Below are 15,240 nucleotides of genomic sequence, written 5' to 3' on the forward strand. Positions count from 1 at the left end.
GCGCGCGTATCTCAAGGTGACGAGGTACGCGCGCGCCTTTTCCAGAGCGTGATTGCGGCATCGGACAAGCCCGCGTGCCGCAACGCGTGGTCCAACAATTCCCAACTGCGGGAGATGAGGATGCGTCCGAATCAATTTGGAAGTGGCAAGAGCCGAAATCACGCCATCACCGCGCTTGTCGCATGGGCTGCCGCGTCCGCGATGATCGCACCGGCCGCAACCGCTCGCGCGGACGAGACGCAGCCGTTCCGGCTCTGCGCCGATCCGACCAATCTTCCGTTCTCCAGCGATAGTCCGTCGCAGCCAGGCTTCTACGTCGAGATCGGGCAGGCCCTGGCGCAGGCGCTCGGCCGACCGATCGCCTATGACTGGTACAAATCCTATTTCGGCAAGCGCACCGTGCGCGTCACGCTGCTCGGCAAGCAATGCGACGCCATGATCGGCCTGCCGCGCTCCGAGGACTTCATGGGACCGGCGGTGATCTTCTCCAACACCTTCGCAAAGGAGGGCTATGCTCTCGTGGCGGCGAAGGGGCAGGCGATCGGCGGCGTCGAGGGCCTCAAGGGCAAGCGCGTCGCCGTGCAGTTCGCCAGCACGCCGCAAAACCTGCTCGCGAGCCGCGACGACATCCGGAAGGTCACCGTGCTGTCGCCCGAGGAAGGCATGCGGGCGCTCGACCAGGGCAAGGCCGACGTCGCCTTCATCTGGGGGCCTGTCGCCGGCTGGCTGAACAAGACCACCTACAGCGATCGTTATCAGATCGAGCTCACTGAGGGCGAAGGCCTGTCATGGGATGCGGCCATCGGCTTTGCGAAGACGTCGACGGAGCTGCGCGATCGCGTCGATGCCATCCTGCCGCAGCTTCAGAAGACGATCGCCGATCTTGCGGTGAAATACGGCTTGCCAACGGGCCAGCCCGTTCGCTTCGGCGGGGCCCAGGCGGTGCCGGAGGGAACAACGACGGGAACTGGACCCGGAGCCCAAGTGACTGCCCAAGTGACTGAGATTGCCAATGTGGTGGCGACCGAGACCAAGGGTGACGCGGCCGCGCCAGGCGCCGAGGCCGTCGGCACGGGCAAGGAGATCTTCAACGGCACCTGCGCGCATTGTCACGGTCCCGACGCGATCCAGAGCGAGAAGAAGATCGATCTGCGGCTGCTGCGTCACCGCTACGGCGACGAGATGCGCGAGAAATACTGGACGACCGTGCATGAAGGACGGCCTGCCAAGGGCATGCCGGCCTGGAAAGAGGTCTTCACCGATGACCAGTTCGACAACATCTATTCCTTCCTGCTGACGGTCCAGTCCGAATCGAACGACTGAACTCTCTTGACCGGACGCGATCAGGAGAATGAGGTAGCGTCCATCCGGCATCATCCCGGTGCCGGATGGATGCCGCATAGATGTACCGCTTCCGCTCCTGCGGTGGACGACCGTGCGATGGAGCCTCGTGCGGTGGAGTCTCGTGCGGTGGAGTCTTGGGAACGCGCCATGACCAGCTTCCTGATCATCGACGATCATCCGCTGTTTCGCGAGGCGCTCGGCAATGCGGTACGGCTGGCATTGCCGGAGGCGCGGATCTTCGAGGCGATGTCGATCGAGGACGCCCTGCATATCCTGTCGGCCGAACAGGGCATCGACCTCGCGCTGCTCGATCTCTCGCTGCCGGATGCGACCGGCTTCTCCGGCTTTCTCCGCTTGCGCGAGACCTATCCGCGCCTGCCGGTCGCCATCGTTTCGAGCGAGGAGGACCAGCACGTCGTTCGCGAGGCGCTGGCGCTGGGCGCCGCCGGCTATCTGCCGAAGTCGACGTCGAAGCGCGAGCTCGCGCAATCGATCGAAGGCGTGCTGAGCGGATCGGTGTCGGTGCCGAAGGATTTTGTCGCAACCCCGCAGCGGCGCCGCGCCGACACCAGCAAGGCGCTTGCGGTCAAGCTGCGCGAGCTCACGCCGCAGCAGCTTCGGGTGCTCGACCTCCTGCGCCGCGGCTATCCGAACCGGCAGATCGCCCAGGAGCTTCAACTCGCCGAATCCACCGTGAAGGCGCACATCACCGAGATCCTCCGCAAGCTTGGCCTGTTCAGCCGCAACAAGGCGATCATCGAGATCGGCAAGATGGACCTGCCCGATCCCAAGGGCCGGCCCTATGCACGCCTCGATCGCGGCCGGCCGCAATGACGCGCGCTCTCGTTCTTGACCTGGATCAACCCGGCTTGATCCAGCTGATGCATTCTCAATGCAACTTTGCACCCGGCAATAATTTGGAAACGGCTCACGCGCGATGCGATTTCTGATTGTCGAAGATCATCCGCTGTTTCGCGAGGCGCTCGAAGGTGCGCTACAGATGGTGGCGCCCGAGGCGGACATCCTTCAAGCCATGTCGGTCGACGGTGCGCTCGAGCTGTTGTCGGCGACCGCGGGGCTCGATCTCATTCTCCTTGACCTGTCGATGCCGGGCACGACGGGTCTTTCGGGCATCATCCGCATCCGCAAGGCGTTTCCCAAAATTCCCGTCGTCATCGTATCCGGGCATCAGGATCCGCAGATCATTTCCGGCGCATTGTCGCTCGGCGTCGCCGGCTACATCCTCAAGTCCTCGTCCAAGCAGGATCTCGCGCAGTCGATCGGCGAGGTGCTGCGCGGCGCGGTCTGCGTTCCCGGTGCCTATCGTGCGACCCGTCCGCAGCGCGCCGCCGGCCCCGCGCAGGATCTCATCAAACGCCTGCACGATCTGACGCCGCAGCAATTGCGCGTGCTCGAAATGCTCAAGCGCGGCCTGCAGAACAAGCAGATCGCCTATGAGCTGAAGATTTCGGAGACCACCGTGAAAGTCCACGTCTCCGACATCCTGCGCAAGCTCAACGTGCTCAGCCGCACCAAGGCGATCGTCGAAATGTCCCGTATCGATTTCGCGACGCTTGCGAGCGAAGGCGCGCGAGCGAAGCACGATCGCGCGCAATCGGAGTAGCTGGACGAAGAGCGATTCGCCCTTTGCATCTGAAGGATCGTGGTGAACGATGTCTTTGCGGCCCATCCTTCGAGACGCCCGCCTTTGGCGGGCTCCTCAGGATGAGGTCTTGCTTCGCGGCGAAATTCTAGACCCTCATGGTGAGGAGCGCCGCTTGCGGCGCGTCTCGAACCATGAGGCCGAACACGTTCACAGCCAACCATCGTCATACGCGATGGCCCTGCCGCTCTTCGCCACAATACCCTTTTGTCAGTGATTTGCCCGACGTGTCAAGTGGTTTTCGGATAAAGCGTAGGCCGTCACCGCCAGCCGTTTCTACTTTGCATGGGGTTGTTTTGCGGGTTTTTGCAGCGACCCGGTCGATCGCTCCGATCCGATCGCTCCTCAAGTCAGCAGGAACGACAGCAGTGCCCGCATCTCGGCGGGCTTGATCGGCTTCTTCAGCACCTCGAGCCCGTGCAGGCTCGCCTCCTTCGCGGCCTTTTCGGAATAGTCGGCCGTGATGATCATTGCCGGCACGTCCAGCTTCAAATGCTCTCTTATCTCTGCGACGGCCGACAGGCCGCTCTCGCCGTGATCGAGATGGAGATCGGCGATCACGGCATCGGGGGCGCCACCGAGCTCGCTGAGGCGAAGCAGTGCGTCCACGGCCGATCGCGTCGTCGCGACGTCGCAGCCCCAGCCTTCCAGCAGCGCGGCCATGGCCTCGGAGCCATTCGGATCGTTCTCGATCAGGAGGATCTTGGCGCCTTCGAGCCCGCCATAGTGCCGCTCGGCCAGCTTGACCTCGTGCACCTCGTCGCTGACTTCCGTGAGGTCGGCAGGCTCCAGCTCCAGGGCGAAGGTCGATCCCCGACCGACCTGCGATGACAGCCGCACCTCGTGTCCGAGCACGGTGGCGAAGCGGCGGACGATGGAGAGGCCGAGCCCGAAACCGGCCTGGTCGGTCGCGCTGGCCTCGCCGCGCTGGAATTCGCGGAAGATCGCTTCCTGCTGCGCCTGTGCAATGCCCGGCCCGGTGTCGGAGACCTGGACGCAGATGCGCTCGCCCCTCGGCCGGCATCCCATGACGACGCCGCCGCTGCGGGTATAGCGAATGGCGTTGGCAAGCAGGTTTTGCAGGATCCGCCGCAGCATCATCGCATCCGACGTCACCGCAAGCGGTGAGGTGCGGATGCGCAAGGAAAGACCCTGCCGCGCGGCGATCGGCTCGAATTCGTTGCGAAGCTGCTCGAACAGGGGGGCCAGCGCGATCGGGCGGACGTCGGGCCTGAGCGCGCCGGCATCTAGCTTTGCGATCTCCAGCAGCGATCGCAGCAGGTCCTCCAGCGTCACCAGCGAGCGGTCGACCTGATCGATGAGCAGGCCCGCCTCCTGCGATTCCATCATCTCGGTCAGCGCCGACAGCGTCAGGCGCGCCGCGTTCAACGGCTGCAACAGGTCGTGGGTGACCGAGATCAGAACCGAGGATTTCAGCGAGCTCGCGGCCTCGGCCTGCTGCTTGGCGCGATACAGTCCCTCATTGGCGCGTTCGATCGAATGGAGCGCCTCGCGCAATTGATGCGTCCGGTCGCGAACCTGATGGTCCAGCGCGATGGCCGTCTCGAACAGCGAGAACGCGTTGAGCTGCTGGTCCATCGAGCGCTCGACGCGGGACATCAGCGCCGCATTGATCTTCCTCAGCTTCGCGGCTTCCCGCTGAAGCTGCTCGACGGCTTGAGGATCCTGACACGCCTCCGTCACGAGGGGCGCCTTCCAATCGCGACGCCCGTGAAGGTCTGGTTGACATGCATCGAGCCGAACTGTTCGCCATAGGTGTGAAAGCCGACGACGCGGTTCTGCCGGTACAGCTCGGACATGTCGCGGGCGAGCTGATGCTGCTCGGCGTCCAGCCGGCGCAACAGGCATTCGAAGCCGATGAAGAGCGACACGTCGCCGATCTCATCGCGAATTTCGGCAAAAGTCTCGCGCGTCGAGCCGACCAGGCTTCGCGACGTCGCAGCGGTCAGCACCATGCCCTCGTCGATGGCGCAGAAGAAATGCAAGGAGCCGTCCGGCTCGACGCGCTGGATCGACCGCGCATAATAGGAGCCGCCGACGCGTACCAGAACGGGGTGGGACGCGAAGGAGAACGGGTCGAGCTTGGCGTCCATGATCCCGACCATGCGCGAATATTCCTTCGCCGCAGGCTCCGCATTCAGCTCCCTGACCGTCCGATTTTCGATGTCGGCCTCGGTGACCACCATCTTCTGCGGCTGTGGCTCGAAATTGTCGCATTTGAAGACCCGGAACGGCAGCGACGTGTTCAGGAGGATCAGGAGGGCGGCATTGGTGTGGGCCTTGCCTTCGAAGAACACCCAGGTCTTCTCGAAGCGCATCCCGTCGCCCGCCGATCCCCCGACGACTGGAATGTCGTCGAGCGAAGCATAGATGGCGGACATCACCGCTTCCTCGCGTCGGCACAGGCCGTCGATCAATACGAGGCCAAACGGACTGCCGCGGTCGACCTGCGGGGTAGCCCGCAGCAGCTCGTGCCGGAGCTCGCCGCCGATCCTGCGGCCGTCCTCGACGCGGAAGCTGTCGAGATTGAGAATGGGCCGGATTGCGGCCGAGAAGTCGGCGCGGCTGAACGCCAGCGCCACGACACTGTTCTCGTCCCAGCCGTCCGGGGCGAGCTCGCCCGCGGTCGTGCAACCGCAGACCTGGGTGTCATCGAAGTGCCGGGTGATCTCGGCAATGAAGTGATGAGGATCGTAAGCGGGGGAGAGGAAGACCAGGATCAGCGCCAGCTCGTCGGCTGGGAGCTGGGCCGCGAGCTCGGCCACGGCTTCATCGACGCTCGCAGCCTTCGATTTGGCAACGGCAACGCCAGACGCACCGCCAAACCGAAAGTCGGTTTGCCCCACTCCGTTTCTCCCCTCGAGGACCGGCTCGGTCTGACGCCAAGAGCCTGATAAGTGCCCGACAAGTGCCCCAAGAGTAAGGCGCTTTCCGGTTAGCCGCAACACGGCGCCCCGAACGCCTTGGACAGGAAGATGCTCGACACAGCATGCAGGCCGGACGAATTTACCGCCCCTTGACGTTTCTGCCTTAATTTTCCGCACCGGTTCGGGAGGGGCTGCTTCCGGGCCGCATGAATGCTGCAAGAACATAAATTGGGGGTTGGAATGGTCGGGCGTACCGCGTCGAAGTCGAAGCGCACATTTTTTCCGACCCTGAGGTTCCGCGCCAAGATCATCCTCGGCTTTGCCGCCGTGCTCGTCATATTGGCCGTCAGCATGGCCTTCGCCTATTTTGGTTTTGAGCGGGTCTCGGCTGGCGTCGGCTCCTACCGCACCAGCGTCTCCGAGGCTGATCTCGCCCGCAACATCGATCGCGAGTTGCTCGCCTATCGTTCGGCCGCCCGCTACTTCGTCGTCACCGGCAAGGAAGATGATGCCAAGGTGGCGCTGGAGGCCGAAGCGGGCCTGAAGAACGCCATCGACCATGCCATCAAGGGTGCCAAGAAGCAGGCGCGGCTGGAAAGCCTCAACAAGCTCGCCAGGGAGTTTTCGAACTTCTCCGCAACCTTTGCCAAGATCCTGCAATCCAAGCGTGACAGCGCGCTCCTGGTCGAGAACCAGCTTCAGCGCAACGCCAACCTTTTGAAGTACAAGCTCGACGACATCGGCAACAACGCCTCGGACGCCGAGGCGCAGGCGATCGAATTCGGCACCAAGCAGGTCAATGCCCAATTTCAGACCGCGAGCGCGGCGGCGACCAACTTCGTCCTCAATTCAGACCAGGCGCTTGCCGCAAACGCGCTGGCGCGGCTGAAATTCGTCGAGAATTCGCTCAACGCGGTCTATTCGATGGATGACAAGATCGTCGCCGGCCTGAAGGACGCCAAGGGTCTGCTTGCGGCCTATCGCGAGGCTCTGGAGAAGCTCGTCGCCAATGCCAAGATGATCGACGACCTCGTCACCGAGATGAGCGGCTCGGCCGGCGCCATCATGCAGGGCGCAACCGCGATGAAGGCCGATCTGGTGTCCGAGCAGCGGCGGCTGGAAACGGAATCCGAGACCAGCATCGACCAGACGGAACATCTGATCCTGATGCTGGCTGCCGGTGGCACGCTGCTCGGCGCCATCTTGGCCTTCCTGCTCGGCACCGGCATCTCGCGGCCGATGATCGCGATGTGCAAGGCAATGCGCGAACTCGCCTCGGGCAATTTCGAGGTCGTGCTGCCGGGCCTTGGCCGCAACGATGAGATCGGCGAGATGGCTGGCGCGGTCGAAGAGTTCAAGATGCAGGCTGTCGCGAAGGCCGAGCGCGACGCGGCGGCCAACGAAGCCCAGAACAAGGAGACGGCCGCGGCGCGCCGCAATGAGCTGATCCGCTTTGCCGATGATTTCGAGACCGCGGTCGGCGCCATCGTTTCGAACGTCTCGGCTTCAGCTGTGCAGCTCGAATCCGCAGCGTCCACGCTCACGCGGACCGCCGAGACCACGCAGACCCTCTCGAGCCAGGTCGCAGGGGTCTCCGAGCAGGCCTCCTCCAACATGCAGTCGGTCGCTACCGCGACCGAAGAGCTCTCGGCCTCGGTCGAGGAGATCGGCCGTCAGGTCCGCGATTCCAGCCGCATCGCGGAGGCTGCCGTCGTCCAGGCCAGGGAGACCGACGGCCGCATCGGCAAACTGTCGCATGCGGCACAGCAGATCGGCGAGGTGGTGAAGTTGATCACCGCGATCGCCGAACAGACCAATCTTTTGGCCTTGAACGCCACGATCGAGGCGGCTCGCGCCGGCGAAGCCGGCCGCGGCTTTGCGGTGGTCGCCAGCGAGGTGAAGTCGCTGGCGAGCCAAACCGCGAAGGCGACCGACGAGATCTCCTCGCACATTACGGGCATGCAGGGCGCGACCGCCGAGTCGGTTGCGGCAATCAAGGAGATCGGCGCCACCATCGGCCAGATCTCGACGATTGCGACTTCGATTGCCACCGCCGTGGAACAGCAGGGCGCCGCGACGCAGGAGATCGCTCGCAGTGTCCAGAATGTCGCGCAGGGCACGCAGACCGCGGCCACCGATATCGGCCAGGTCAACCGCGGCGCCGCCGAAACCGGCTCGGCCTCGGAAGAGGTGCTGAACTCGGCCAAAACCCTCTCCAGCGAAAGCACCCGCCTGCGCGCCGAGCTCGACCGCTTCATGGCGAATATCAGGGCGGCGTAAGGCTGCCCTTCCGTCGCCACGCCTTCTGGTGTCATCCCGGCGAAGGCCGGGATGACGAGCGGACCATGTGTCGCTGTCCAAATTTATTTTGCGCAGCCTTCACTCCCTCCCGAACGCCCGCTTCAGCTCCACCTTGGCGCGCTCAAGCCGCGTGCGCTGGGTCTTCGGCAGGGTTTTGCCGGCGCGGTTGATGTAGAAGGTCAGCATCGACAGCGCCGAACGATAGGCGCCGCTTTTACGGCGCCGGGAGTGCTCGGCCGAGCGCTTCAGGGACGCTGCGATCTTCTGCGGGCTCGTCTGCTTGAACACGCCGTGCTTGAGGTCGAGCGCGTCGCTCTCCTTCGTCACCCGTTGCGACCAGCGCTTCGGCGCTGCACGTTTCGATGTCGTCGTTTTAGATGTCTTGCGCGAGGCGGGATGTCGCCGCGTGCGGCTTGATGTTCGATGCGCCGCCTTGCGCTTTGCAGTTTTGCGCGAATGTGTCGACTTTCTGACTTGAGCCATGCGTTAACTCCTTGCAGCTCCTCTGAAAACGGCCGCGTCGCGAGGCGGTTCCTGTGGGAACCTGACTTCGCCGCAAACGTTGTCGATAGTCGCGGATTGAATCACGCCGCACCTCCAGCAATAGCGCGATGGACTTGCAGCAAACCCCAGCGCTGAACTTTGATTCTGTCTCGGCGGCGGCGCATGATCGCGTCGTCGAGACTAGCATTCCCTCGCGCCTCGACGCGCTGCCCTGGAGCGGCTTTCATACCCGTGTCGTGCTCGCGCTCGGCATCACCTGGATTCTCGACGGGCTGGAGGTGACGCTGGCCGGCGCGCTTTCCGGCGCCTTGAAGCAAAGCACGACGCTGAACTTCTCCAATCTCGATCTAGGCATCGCCAACTCCGCCTATCTTGCCGGCGCGGTGCTGGGGGCACTCGGCTTTGGCTGGCTGACCGATCGCATCGGGCGCAAGAAGCTGTTCTTCATCACGCTGGCCGTGTATCTGTCCGCGACCGCCGCAACCGCGCTGTCGTGGAGTGTCGCGAGCTACGCGCTGTTTCGTTTCCTTACCGGCGCCGGCATTGGCGGCGAATACACCGCGATCAACTCGACCATCCAGGAATTGGTGCCGGCGCGTTACCGCGGCTGGACCGATCTCGTCATCAACGGCAGCTTCTGGATCGGCGCCGCCATGGGAGCGGTGAGCGCGATCATCCTGCTCGATCCCGCCGTGGTCGGTCCCGATCTCGGCTGGCGCCTTGCGTATCTCATCGGCGCGACGATCGGTCTGGTCGTGCTGTTCATGCGGATGTGGATTCCGGAGAGCCCGCGCTGGCTGATGATCCACGGTCGGCCGGACGAAGCTCACGCGATCGTCGATGACATCGAGCGGTCGGTGATCGGACATCAGCAGGGCGACACCGCCCTCGCCAAGGTCCGCATCAAAATGCGCGACCACACGCCGCTCGGCGAGGTGGTGCACACGCTGTTCAGGACCTATCGTCAGCGCGCGCTGGTGGGATTGGTGCTGATGAGCGCACAGGCCTTCTTCTACAACGCGATCTTCTTCACCTTCGCGCTGGTGCTGACCGATTTCTACGGCATCAGCGCCGATGGCGTCGGCTGGTACATCCTTCCCTTCGCCGCCGGCAATTTTCTCGGCCCGCTGCTGCTCGGCCGCTTCTTCGATACGCTTGGCCGCCGTACCATGATCGTGCTGACCTATGGCGTATCGGGCCTCCTGCTTGCGATCTCGGGCTATCTGTTCGCGATCGGCGCGCTCAGCGCGCAGGGACAGACCATCGCCTGGATGGTGATCTTCTTCTTTGCCTCGCCCGCGGCGAGCGCGGCCTATCTCACCGTCAGCGAAACCTTTCCGCTGGAGGTGCGCGCGCTCGCGATCGCGGTGTTCTATGCGATCGGCACCGGCATTGGCGGGGTCGTGGGTCCCGCGCTGTTTGGTGCGCTGATCGACACAGGGTCCCGCACCAGCGTATTCGCAGGTTATCTCTTGGGATCGGCGCTGATGATCGCGGCCGCGATCGTGGCATGGCGCTATGCCGTCGCAGCGGAACGCAAATCGCTCGAACAAATCGCGCGGCCGCTTGCCTTTATGGAGTAGGTTATGAATTCGGAAGTGATGGACATACGAACCATGGAAGATGACGAGACGCCGGACTCGGTGCCGGTGCCACAGGCCCTGGTGCCGCATCTCAGCGAGACGGCTATCCTGCTCGACATCGACGGCACGCTGCTCGAACTGATGCCGACGCCGCGCGAGGTCTGGGTGCCGCCGGGCCTCTCGAACACGCTCAACCGCCTGGTCGAGCGTACCTCCGGTGCTCTCGCGCTTGTCAGCGGACGCTCGCTCAACGACATCGATCTGATTTTCGCGCCGGATCAATTTCCGGCCGTCGGCGGTCACGGCGCCGAAATGCGGCTGGAGCCGGACAGCGAGGCGGTGGCAAGCCATGCGCCGCCGATGGACAAGGAGTTGAAGCGGCGTCTGGCCGCCATCGCAAAGCTGTCACCCGGCATCCTGCTCGAGGACAAGGGCTACTCGCTCGCGCTGCATTACCGTCTCGCCCCGCATGCGGAAAAGGCGATCTATGCTGCGGTATCGCTGATCCGCGCCGACCTGCCGAACGCGCCGATCGAGGTGCTGCCCGGCAAGTTCGTTTGCGAGATCAAGCATTCCGGCTTCACCAAGGCGAGCGGCGTGCGCGAATTGATGACGCACGAGCCGTTCAGGGGCCGCCGACCGCTGTTCATCGGCGACGATGTCACCGATGAAACCGTGTTCGCGATCATGCCCGACATGAACGGGCTCGCATTTTCGGTGGGACGTCGCGCGCGTGGCGTGAATGGTCACTTCGACTCACCCAGTGATGTGCGCGAGTTCCTCGCCCATCTGCTCGACGGCGAGACAAGGTAAAAGCAAGGCAGCGCCACGCGAGAGCCATAAAGGTCTCGGAACCGCGTTGCGCAAACGCGATTCTTGCTGCGCAAAGGGGACGCAGAAAACTGTCTTTGCGTCGGATTTTCCGTTTCGGAGGACAAAATACAGTTCCGGCGCGCGCGCCTGATTTTGGTTTCAATTGGTTGAAACCATGAACAGGAACCATATTGATGAACGCCAGTTAAACGAGGCGGAATAACAGGAGGGGACGACCCTGTGAATCTCGTCGTCGTGTCAAATCGCGTCGCGCGCGGCAAAGCCAACGAACCCATGACGGGCGGTCTCGCTGCCGCCCTTCTTCCCGTTGTGGAACATTCCGGAGCGATCTGGGTGGGTTCCTCGGGCCGGGTGCGCGATGGTCATCAGAAGGAACCCTTCGCCGAGATCGAGGCGCTGGGTACCGGTGCGCTGGCGACGCTGGATCTGCCGGCGGCGCATTACGGCGGCTATTACGAGGGTTTTGCCAATTCGGCGTTGTGGCCGGCGCTGCATTCGCGCAGCGATCTCATTCGCGTCTCGCAAGGTGACTATCTCAGCTATCGCGAGGTCAACGCCTTCATGGCGCGCGCGCTGCTGCGTTTCCGGAAAGAGAGCACCGCTTTCTGGGTGCAGGATTATCATTTCCTCGCGCTCGGTGCGGAGCTGCGCGATCTCGGCGTCGAGGATCCGATCGGCTTCTTCCTGCACACGCCCTGGCCGGTGCCGGCGGTGATCCAGGGCGTGCCGCATCATCGCGATCTGATCGAGGCGATGCTCGGCTATGATCTCATCGGCTTCCAGACCGCGGAGGATTGCCGGAATTTTCTCGGCTATGTCGGTCAGGAACTCGGATTGACGATCGAGGACGGCACCGTCACCTCCAAGCATGGCCGCACGCGATGCCAGGTGTTTCCGATCGGCATCGATGCGGAAAAATTCGCGCAGTATGCCGCCAAGTCGATCTCGCATCCCGACGTATCGCGGCTGCGGCGCAGCCTCAACGGCGAGAAGCTCGCGATCGGCGTCGACCGGCTCGACTATTCCAAAGGCCTCGTCAATCGCATCAGCGCGTTCGATCGCCTGTGGACCGAGCAGCCGCAGTTCTCGCGCAGCATCTCGCTGCTTCAGATCGCAAACCCCTCGCGCGGCGGCATCGAGGCCTACGGCAATCTCCAGAACGAGGTCGCGCGTCTGGTCACCGACGTCAACGGCCGCCATGGCGAGGTCGACTGGACGCCGATCCGCTATCTCAACAAGGGGTTTAGCCAGGCGGTGCTCGCGGGCCTCTATCGCACCGCGCAGGTCGGCGTGGTGACGCCGCTGCATGACGGCATGAACCTGGTTGCCAAGGAATATGTTGCCGCGCAAAACCCGGCCGATCCCGGTGTGCTCGTGCTGTCGAAATTCGCGGGCGCCGCCAACGAGCTCGACACGGCACTGCTGGTCAACCCGCACGACATCGATGGCATGGCGCGCGCGATCTCGATGGCAGCCTCGATGCCGCTCACCGAGCGCAAGATGCGCTGGGCGGCAATGATGAAGAAGTTGCGCGGGCATACCATCCAGCAATGGTCCGCCGACTTCGTCGCGGTGCTGGAGAAGAGCCGGACGGAGAAGTCCACCGTGGCGCCACTGGCCACCCAATCCCCGCAGGCGCTGCGCTGGCTGAAGTCGGCGATCTCGGGTGTGAGGTTGATGTAGCTCACGCCTCAAGCGGCCTTGAAATTGGTGCCGCGATCTCGATCACCCTCCCCCTTGCGGGAGGGTGGTCAGACTCCTCAATAGCAGTACGAGACGCCGTCGAGCACCGCGCAGCGCCGTTTGTTGGGCGCGTTGGGGTCGTCCATCGGCACCATGCCGTTGCCCTGGCCGACGAACACGCCCTGGCCGACATGGACCGATGATTTGTTGCCGATGATGACGCTCGGATGCGGCGACGCACTCGAGCGCGTGCCGTCCGGCCAGATGATGGCATCGCCCGCCAGCACCCCGCGCCGGCCGTCATCGCAGGTGACATCGACGCCCTGGCGCGTGCACATCTGCGCGGCCGCCGGGGCCGAGATCACCGAGGCGGCGCATACAAGGCCAAGGGCGGCGATGGCTCGAAAGCAGGTCATGGTGTCCCCTCTCATCTGTCGGATGCGTGCTTCCGTGAATCGTCGCGCCAGAGCCGCCTCCGGTTCACCCCCGGCGGGTCTCGCCCGGGCCTCGGAGCTCTATATTTTATCATTGAAATACAATGGCTTAAGGAATTTTGAGCCGATCGACCCGCAGTCCCTTGCAAAATCAGCGGCGCGCCTTCAAGAGAGGGCGCTCCGGAGAGATGGCCGAGTGGCTTAAGGCGCACGCTTGGAAAGCGTGTGTGCGGGAAACCGTACCGTGGGTTCGAATCCCACTCTCTCCGCCAGCTTATCTAGCTAAGTTCTTGTAAGAATGAACAAAACAAAAATCTTGATCCGTCCCGTCCCCAAATTGGTCCCCAAAATCTTTAAGAAATTTACGTTTTGCGGCAATAGCTGATTCCAATGCAATCCGTCACAGCCTTGCTCGGCTGGAGAAGGCCCGAGATGCCTTGGGGCGCATTGAGCGCGACAAAACCTCTCGACGAAGTCGCGAGCGCTTGGTCTGACTTACTCATAAACGGAAACGCTGTTTACTCAAAGCTTGAGCAGGGAAACAAGGCCAACGGTAGGGCTTCAGGATGGTTTGGGAGGGCAAAAAAGGTACGAAAGGACGACCCGCTGCTTTCCTATGCGCACCACGCACGAAACTCTGAGGACCACGGCATAGATGACGTGACTACCCGCATGAAAGCAGGTCAAGCAACTCTTACGTTCCGCGAACCATTTGATCCGAAAAAATTGGAAGGTCTAGAGCTTCGCGTTGGTACGGATGAACACGGTCATGTTCTTGTCTCCTCATCAAATGAGGAGGTTGTTTCTTGGTGTTGGTCCGCGTAAAGGACGACCGCTGTTCCGATTATTTTGATCCGCCCCGATCAGTCACCTTCAACGGTAGGCAGGTTGTTCATCGCTATCTGGCTGGTCTGATTGAAGAGGCAAGAACCTTCGGAATTTAACCCCTCGGCATGTGGTGGATGTCGCGCGGCAAATGGCCGCCCCATCGAGAACACTACAGACTGACTACCCCAGAGCGCGCGCAACGCGGACCAATCTCGATATCTCCCGGCGTCGAGCAATAGCCTCCGCGGAATAATGCCCATGCTTGTAGGCGTGTTGATTGCCCAGCGGAGCTCCGCAACGCTTCGCTTGGTGCATGTCTAAGTGCATGGGCTTCCAATTTGTTTGCATCCCGTCCCCGTCACTAGCCGCTGCTACGCTCTGCGATTTTGCGCTGTGTGAAGCAACGGTGATTGGCGCTGAGAATCTCAGCCGTTATTTCGTGTCCTGTTGGCGCAATGCGGCCGCGTCAGTGTGCGGAGTCAGGTCTCAGAGTGGCGAGCATGGTGAGTTCCCAAAAGGCTGCTGAGCGTACCGGCCGGCGAATTCGTGCGGTTCCCCAGCCCAAGTGAAATCAAGATTTCTCCGCTTTTTGCACCTCGATAGCAGGGTAGTAATCGACAAGTACATTGAGGGGACATCGCCCAATGCCGACCAAAGACAGTTTTGATCCGGACTATTCTTTACCTCTCTTTCTCGCCGATGAACCAGAGCAGCAGGGTATCGGGAAAGCGTGGGACAGAGCAGCTGTTATCTCGTCGCGAGTTCTTAAGGCGTGTATTTTGGTTGCAACGGCGACAGCGATCGGTGTCGCGATTCTATCGGTGGAGAATCCAGTGACGCTCTTTGCGGACGTCACGGCTTCCATTGCGGAAGCCACAGCTTCGCTGGTCGACAAATCGGCGCTTCAGCCTGGCACCGACCGGTCGATATCAACGATTCAATCTACCGCCGATGCTGAGGCTTTGCCGCCGACCGCAAAGGACGCGCCGAGCCGCGACGAAATTGCTGCCGTCCCTGAACCCGCCGGTCAGAGTCAGCCTAGCACGCCAACGATTCAATCTACCGCCGATGCTCAGGCTTTGCCGCCGACCGCAAAGGATGCGCCGAGCCGCGACGAAATTGCTGCCGTCCCTGAACCCGCCGGTCAGAGTCAGCCTAGCACGCCAACGATTCAATCT

General features: G+C 62.6%; 12 protein-coding genes and 1 tRNA gene. 9 read left to right on the top strand and 4 right to left on the bottom strand.

The window, feature by feature from the left end; genetic code table 11:
* The first annotated feature begins 120 nt into the window (after positions 1-120).
* From SO180_RS15825 to SO180_RS15835, 3 genes are all read left to right on the top strand, one after another.
* The gene (locus SO180_RS15825) at positions 121-1,323 is read left to right on the top strand and encodes a c-type cytochrome (RefSeq protein ID WP_449379768.1); all 1,203 of its coding nucleotides are present in this window, start codon (positions 121-123) and stop codon (positions 1,321-1,323) included.
* 168 nt (positions 1,324-1,491) lie between these two features.
* A complete protein-coding gene (locus SO180_RS15830) occupies positions 1,492-2,178 on the top strand; it encodes a response regulator (RefSeq protein ID WP_254102012.1) in 687 nt (228 codons plus the stop codon).
* A 103-nt stretch (positions 2,179-2,281) separates the two neighbouring features.
* Positions 2,282-2,968 carry a response regulator gene (locus SO180_RS15835; RefSeq protein ID WP_449379769.1) on the top strand — a complete coding sequence of 229 codons (687 nt, stop codon included), beginning with the start codon at positions 2,282-2,284 and terminating at the stop codon, positions 2,966-2,968.
* 384 nt (positions 2,969-3,352) lie between these two features.
* On the opposite strand, the gene SO180_RS15840 is transcribed toward SO180_RS15835, so the two are convergent.
* Both SO180_RS15840 and SO180_RS15845 read right to left on the bottom strand, forming a co-directional pair.
* Positions 3,353-4,711, bottom strand: a complete 1,359-nt coding sequence (locus SO180_RS15840; protein ID WP_449379770.1) for a hybrid sensor histidine kinase/response regulator — start codon at positions 4,709-4,711, stop codon at positions 3,353-3,355.
* Positions 4,708-5,874 (bottom strand): FIST N-terminal domain-containing protein, encoded by a 1,167-nt coding sequence (locus SO180_RS15845; RefSeq protein WP_449379771.1) that lies wholly within the window; start codon positions 5,872-5,874, stop codon positions 4,708-4,710. Before SO180_RS15845 ends, SO180_RS15840 begins: the two co-directional genes overlap by 4 nt.
* Before the next feature lie 261 nt (positions 5,875-6,135).
* On the opposite strand from SO180_RS15845, the gene SO180_RS15850 reads away from it, so the two are divergent.
* Entirely contained in the window at positions 6,136-8,175 is a 2,040-nt protein-coding gene (locus tag SO180_RS15850; RefSeq protein WP_449379772.1) for a methyl-accepting chemotaxis protein, read from the top strand.
* A 99-nt stretch (positions 8,176-8,274) separates the two neighbouring features.
* Here the strand turns inward: SO180_RS15850 and SO180_RS15855 are convergent, their stop codons facing one another.
* Positions 8,275-8,679, bottom strand: coding sequence for a DUF3175 domain-containing protein (locus SO180_RS15855; protein WP_449379773.1), 405 nt, complete (start codon positions 8,677-8,679; stop codon positions 8,275-8,277).
* A gap of 128 nt (positions 8,680-8,807) precedes the next feature.
* Between SO180_RS15855 and SO180_RS15860 the strand changes: the two genes are divergently transcribed.
* The 3 genes from SO180_RS15860 (at position 8,808) to SO180_RS15870 (ending at position 12,800) form a co-directional block, all read left to right on the top strand.
* Entirely contained in the window at positions 8,808-10,283 is a 1,476-nt protein-coding gene (locus SO180_RS15860; protein WP_449379774.1) for an MFS transporter, read from the top strand.
* A 3-nt stretch (positions 10,284-10,286) separates the two neighbouring features.
* Entirely contained in the window at positions 10,287-11,096 is an 810-nt protein-coding gene (gene otsB, locus SO180_RS15865; RefSeq protein WP_449379775.1) for a trehalose-phosphatase, read from the top strand.
* Between the two features lie 240 nt (positions 11,097-11,336).
* Positions 11,337-12,800 (top strand): trehalose-6-phosphate synthase, encoded by a 1,464-nt coding sequence (locus SO180_RS15870; RefSeq protein WP_449379776.1) that lies wholly within the window; start codon positions 11,337-11,339, stop codon positions 12,798-12,800.
* Between the two features lie 77 nt (positions 12,801-12,877).
* Here SO180_RS15870 and SO180_RS15875 read toward each other — a convergent pair whose 3' ends face one another.
* A complete protein-coding gene (locus SO180_RS15875; RefSeq protein WP_449379777.1) occupies positions 12,878-13,216 on the bottom strand; it encodes a hypothetical protein in 339 nt (112 codons plus the stop codon).
* Positions 13,217-13,416: 200 nt separating this feature from the next.
* On the opposite strand from SO180_RS15875, the gene SO180_RS15880 reads away from it, so the two are divergent.
* Together SO180_RS15880 and SO180_RS15885 are read left to right on the top strand one after the other, a co-directional pair.
* A tRNA-Ser gene (locus SO180_RS15880) sits at positions 13,417-13,506 on the top strand.
* 1,200 nt (positions 13,507-14,706) lie between these two features.
* Positions 14,707-15,240: hypothetical protein (locus SO180_RS15885; RefSeq protein WP_449379778.1), on the top strand; the 534-nt coding region annotated here is incomplete at its 3' end.

The sequence above is a fragment of the Bradyrhizobium sp. UFLA05-112 genome, from assembly GCF_053572325.1.

Excerpts from the sequence above, each read along its gene's own strand:
- SO180_RS15825 (WP_449379768.1), top strand. The coding sequence starts at position 121 with ATGCGTCCGAATCAATTTGGAAGTGGCAAGAGCCGAAATCACGCCATC.
- SO180_RS15830 (WP_254102012.1), top strand. The coding sequence starts at position 1,492 with ATGACCAGCTTCCTGATCATCGACGATCATCCGCTGTTTCGCGAGGCG.
- SO180_RS15835 (WP_449379769.1), top strand. The coding sequence starts at position 2,282 with ATGCGATTTCTGATTGTCGAAGATCATCCGCTGTTTCGCGAGGCGCTC.
- SO180_RS15850 (WP_449379772.1), top strand. The coding sequence starts at position 6,136 with ATGGTCGGGCGTACCGCGTCGAAGTCGAAGCGCACATTTTTTCCGACC.
- SO180_RS15855 (WP_449379773.1), bottom strand. The coding sequence starts at position 8,679 with ATGGCTCAAGTCAGAAAGTCGACACATTCGCGCAAAACTGCAAAGCGC.
- SO180_RS15860 (WP_449379774.1), top strand. The coding sequence starts at position 8,808 with ATGGACTTGCAGCAAACCCCAGCGCTGAACTTTGATTCTGTCTCGGCG.
- otsB (WP_449379775.1), top strand. The coding sequence starts at position 10,287 with ATGAATTCGGAAGTGATGGACATACGAACCATGGAAGATGACGAGACG.
- SO180_RS15875 (WP_449379777.1), bottom strand. The coding sequence starts at position 13,216 with ATGACCTGCTTTCGAGCCATCGCCGCCCTTGGCCTTGTATGCGCCGCC.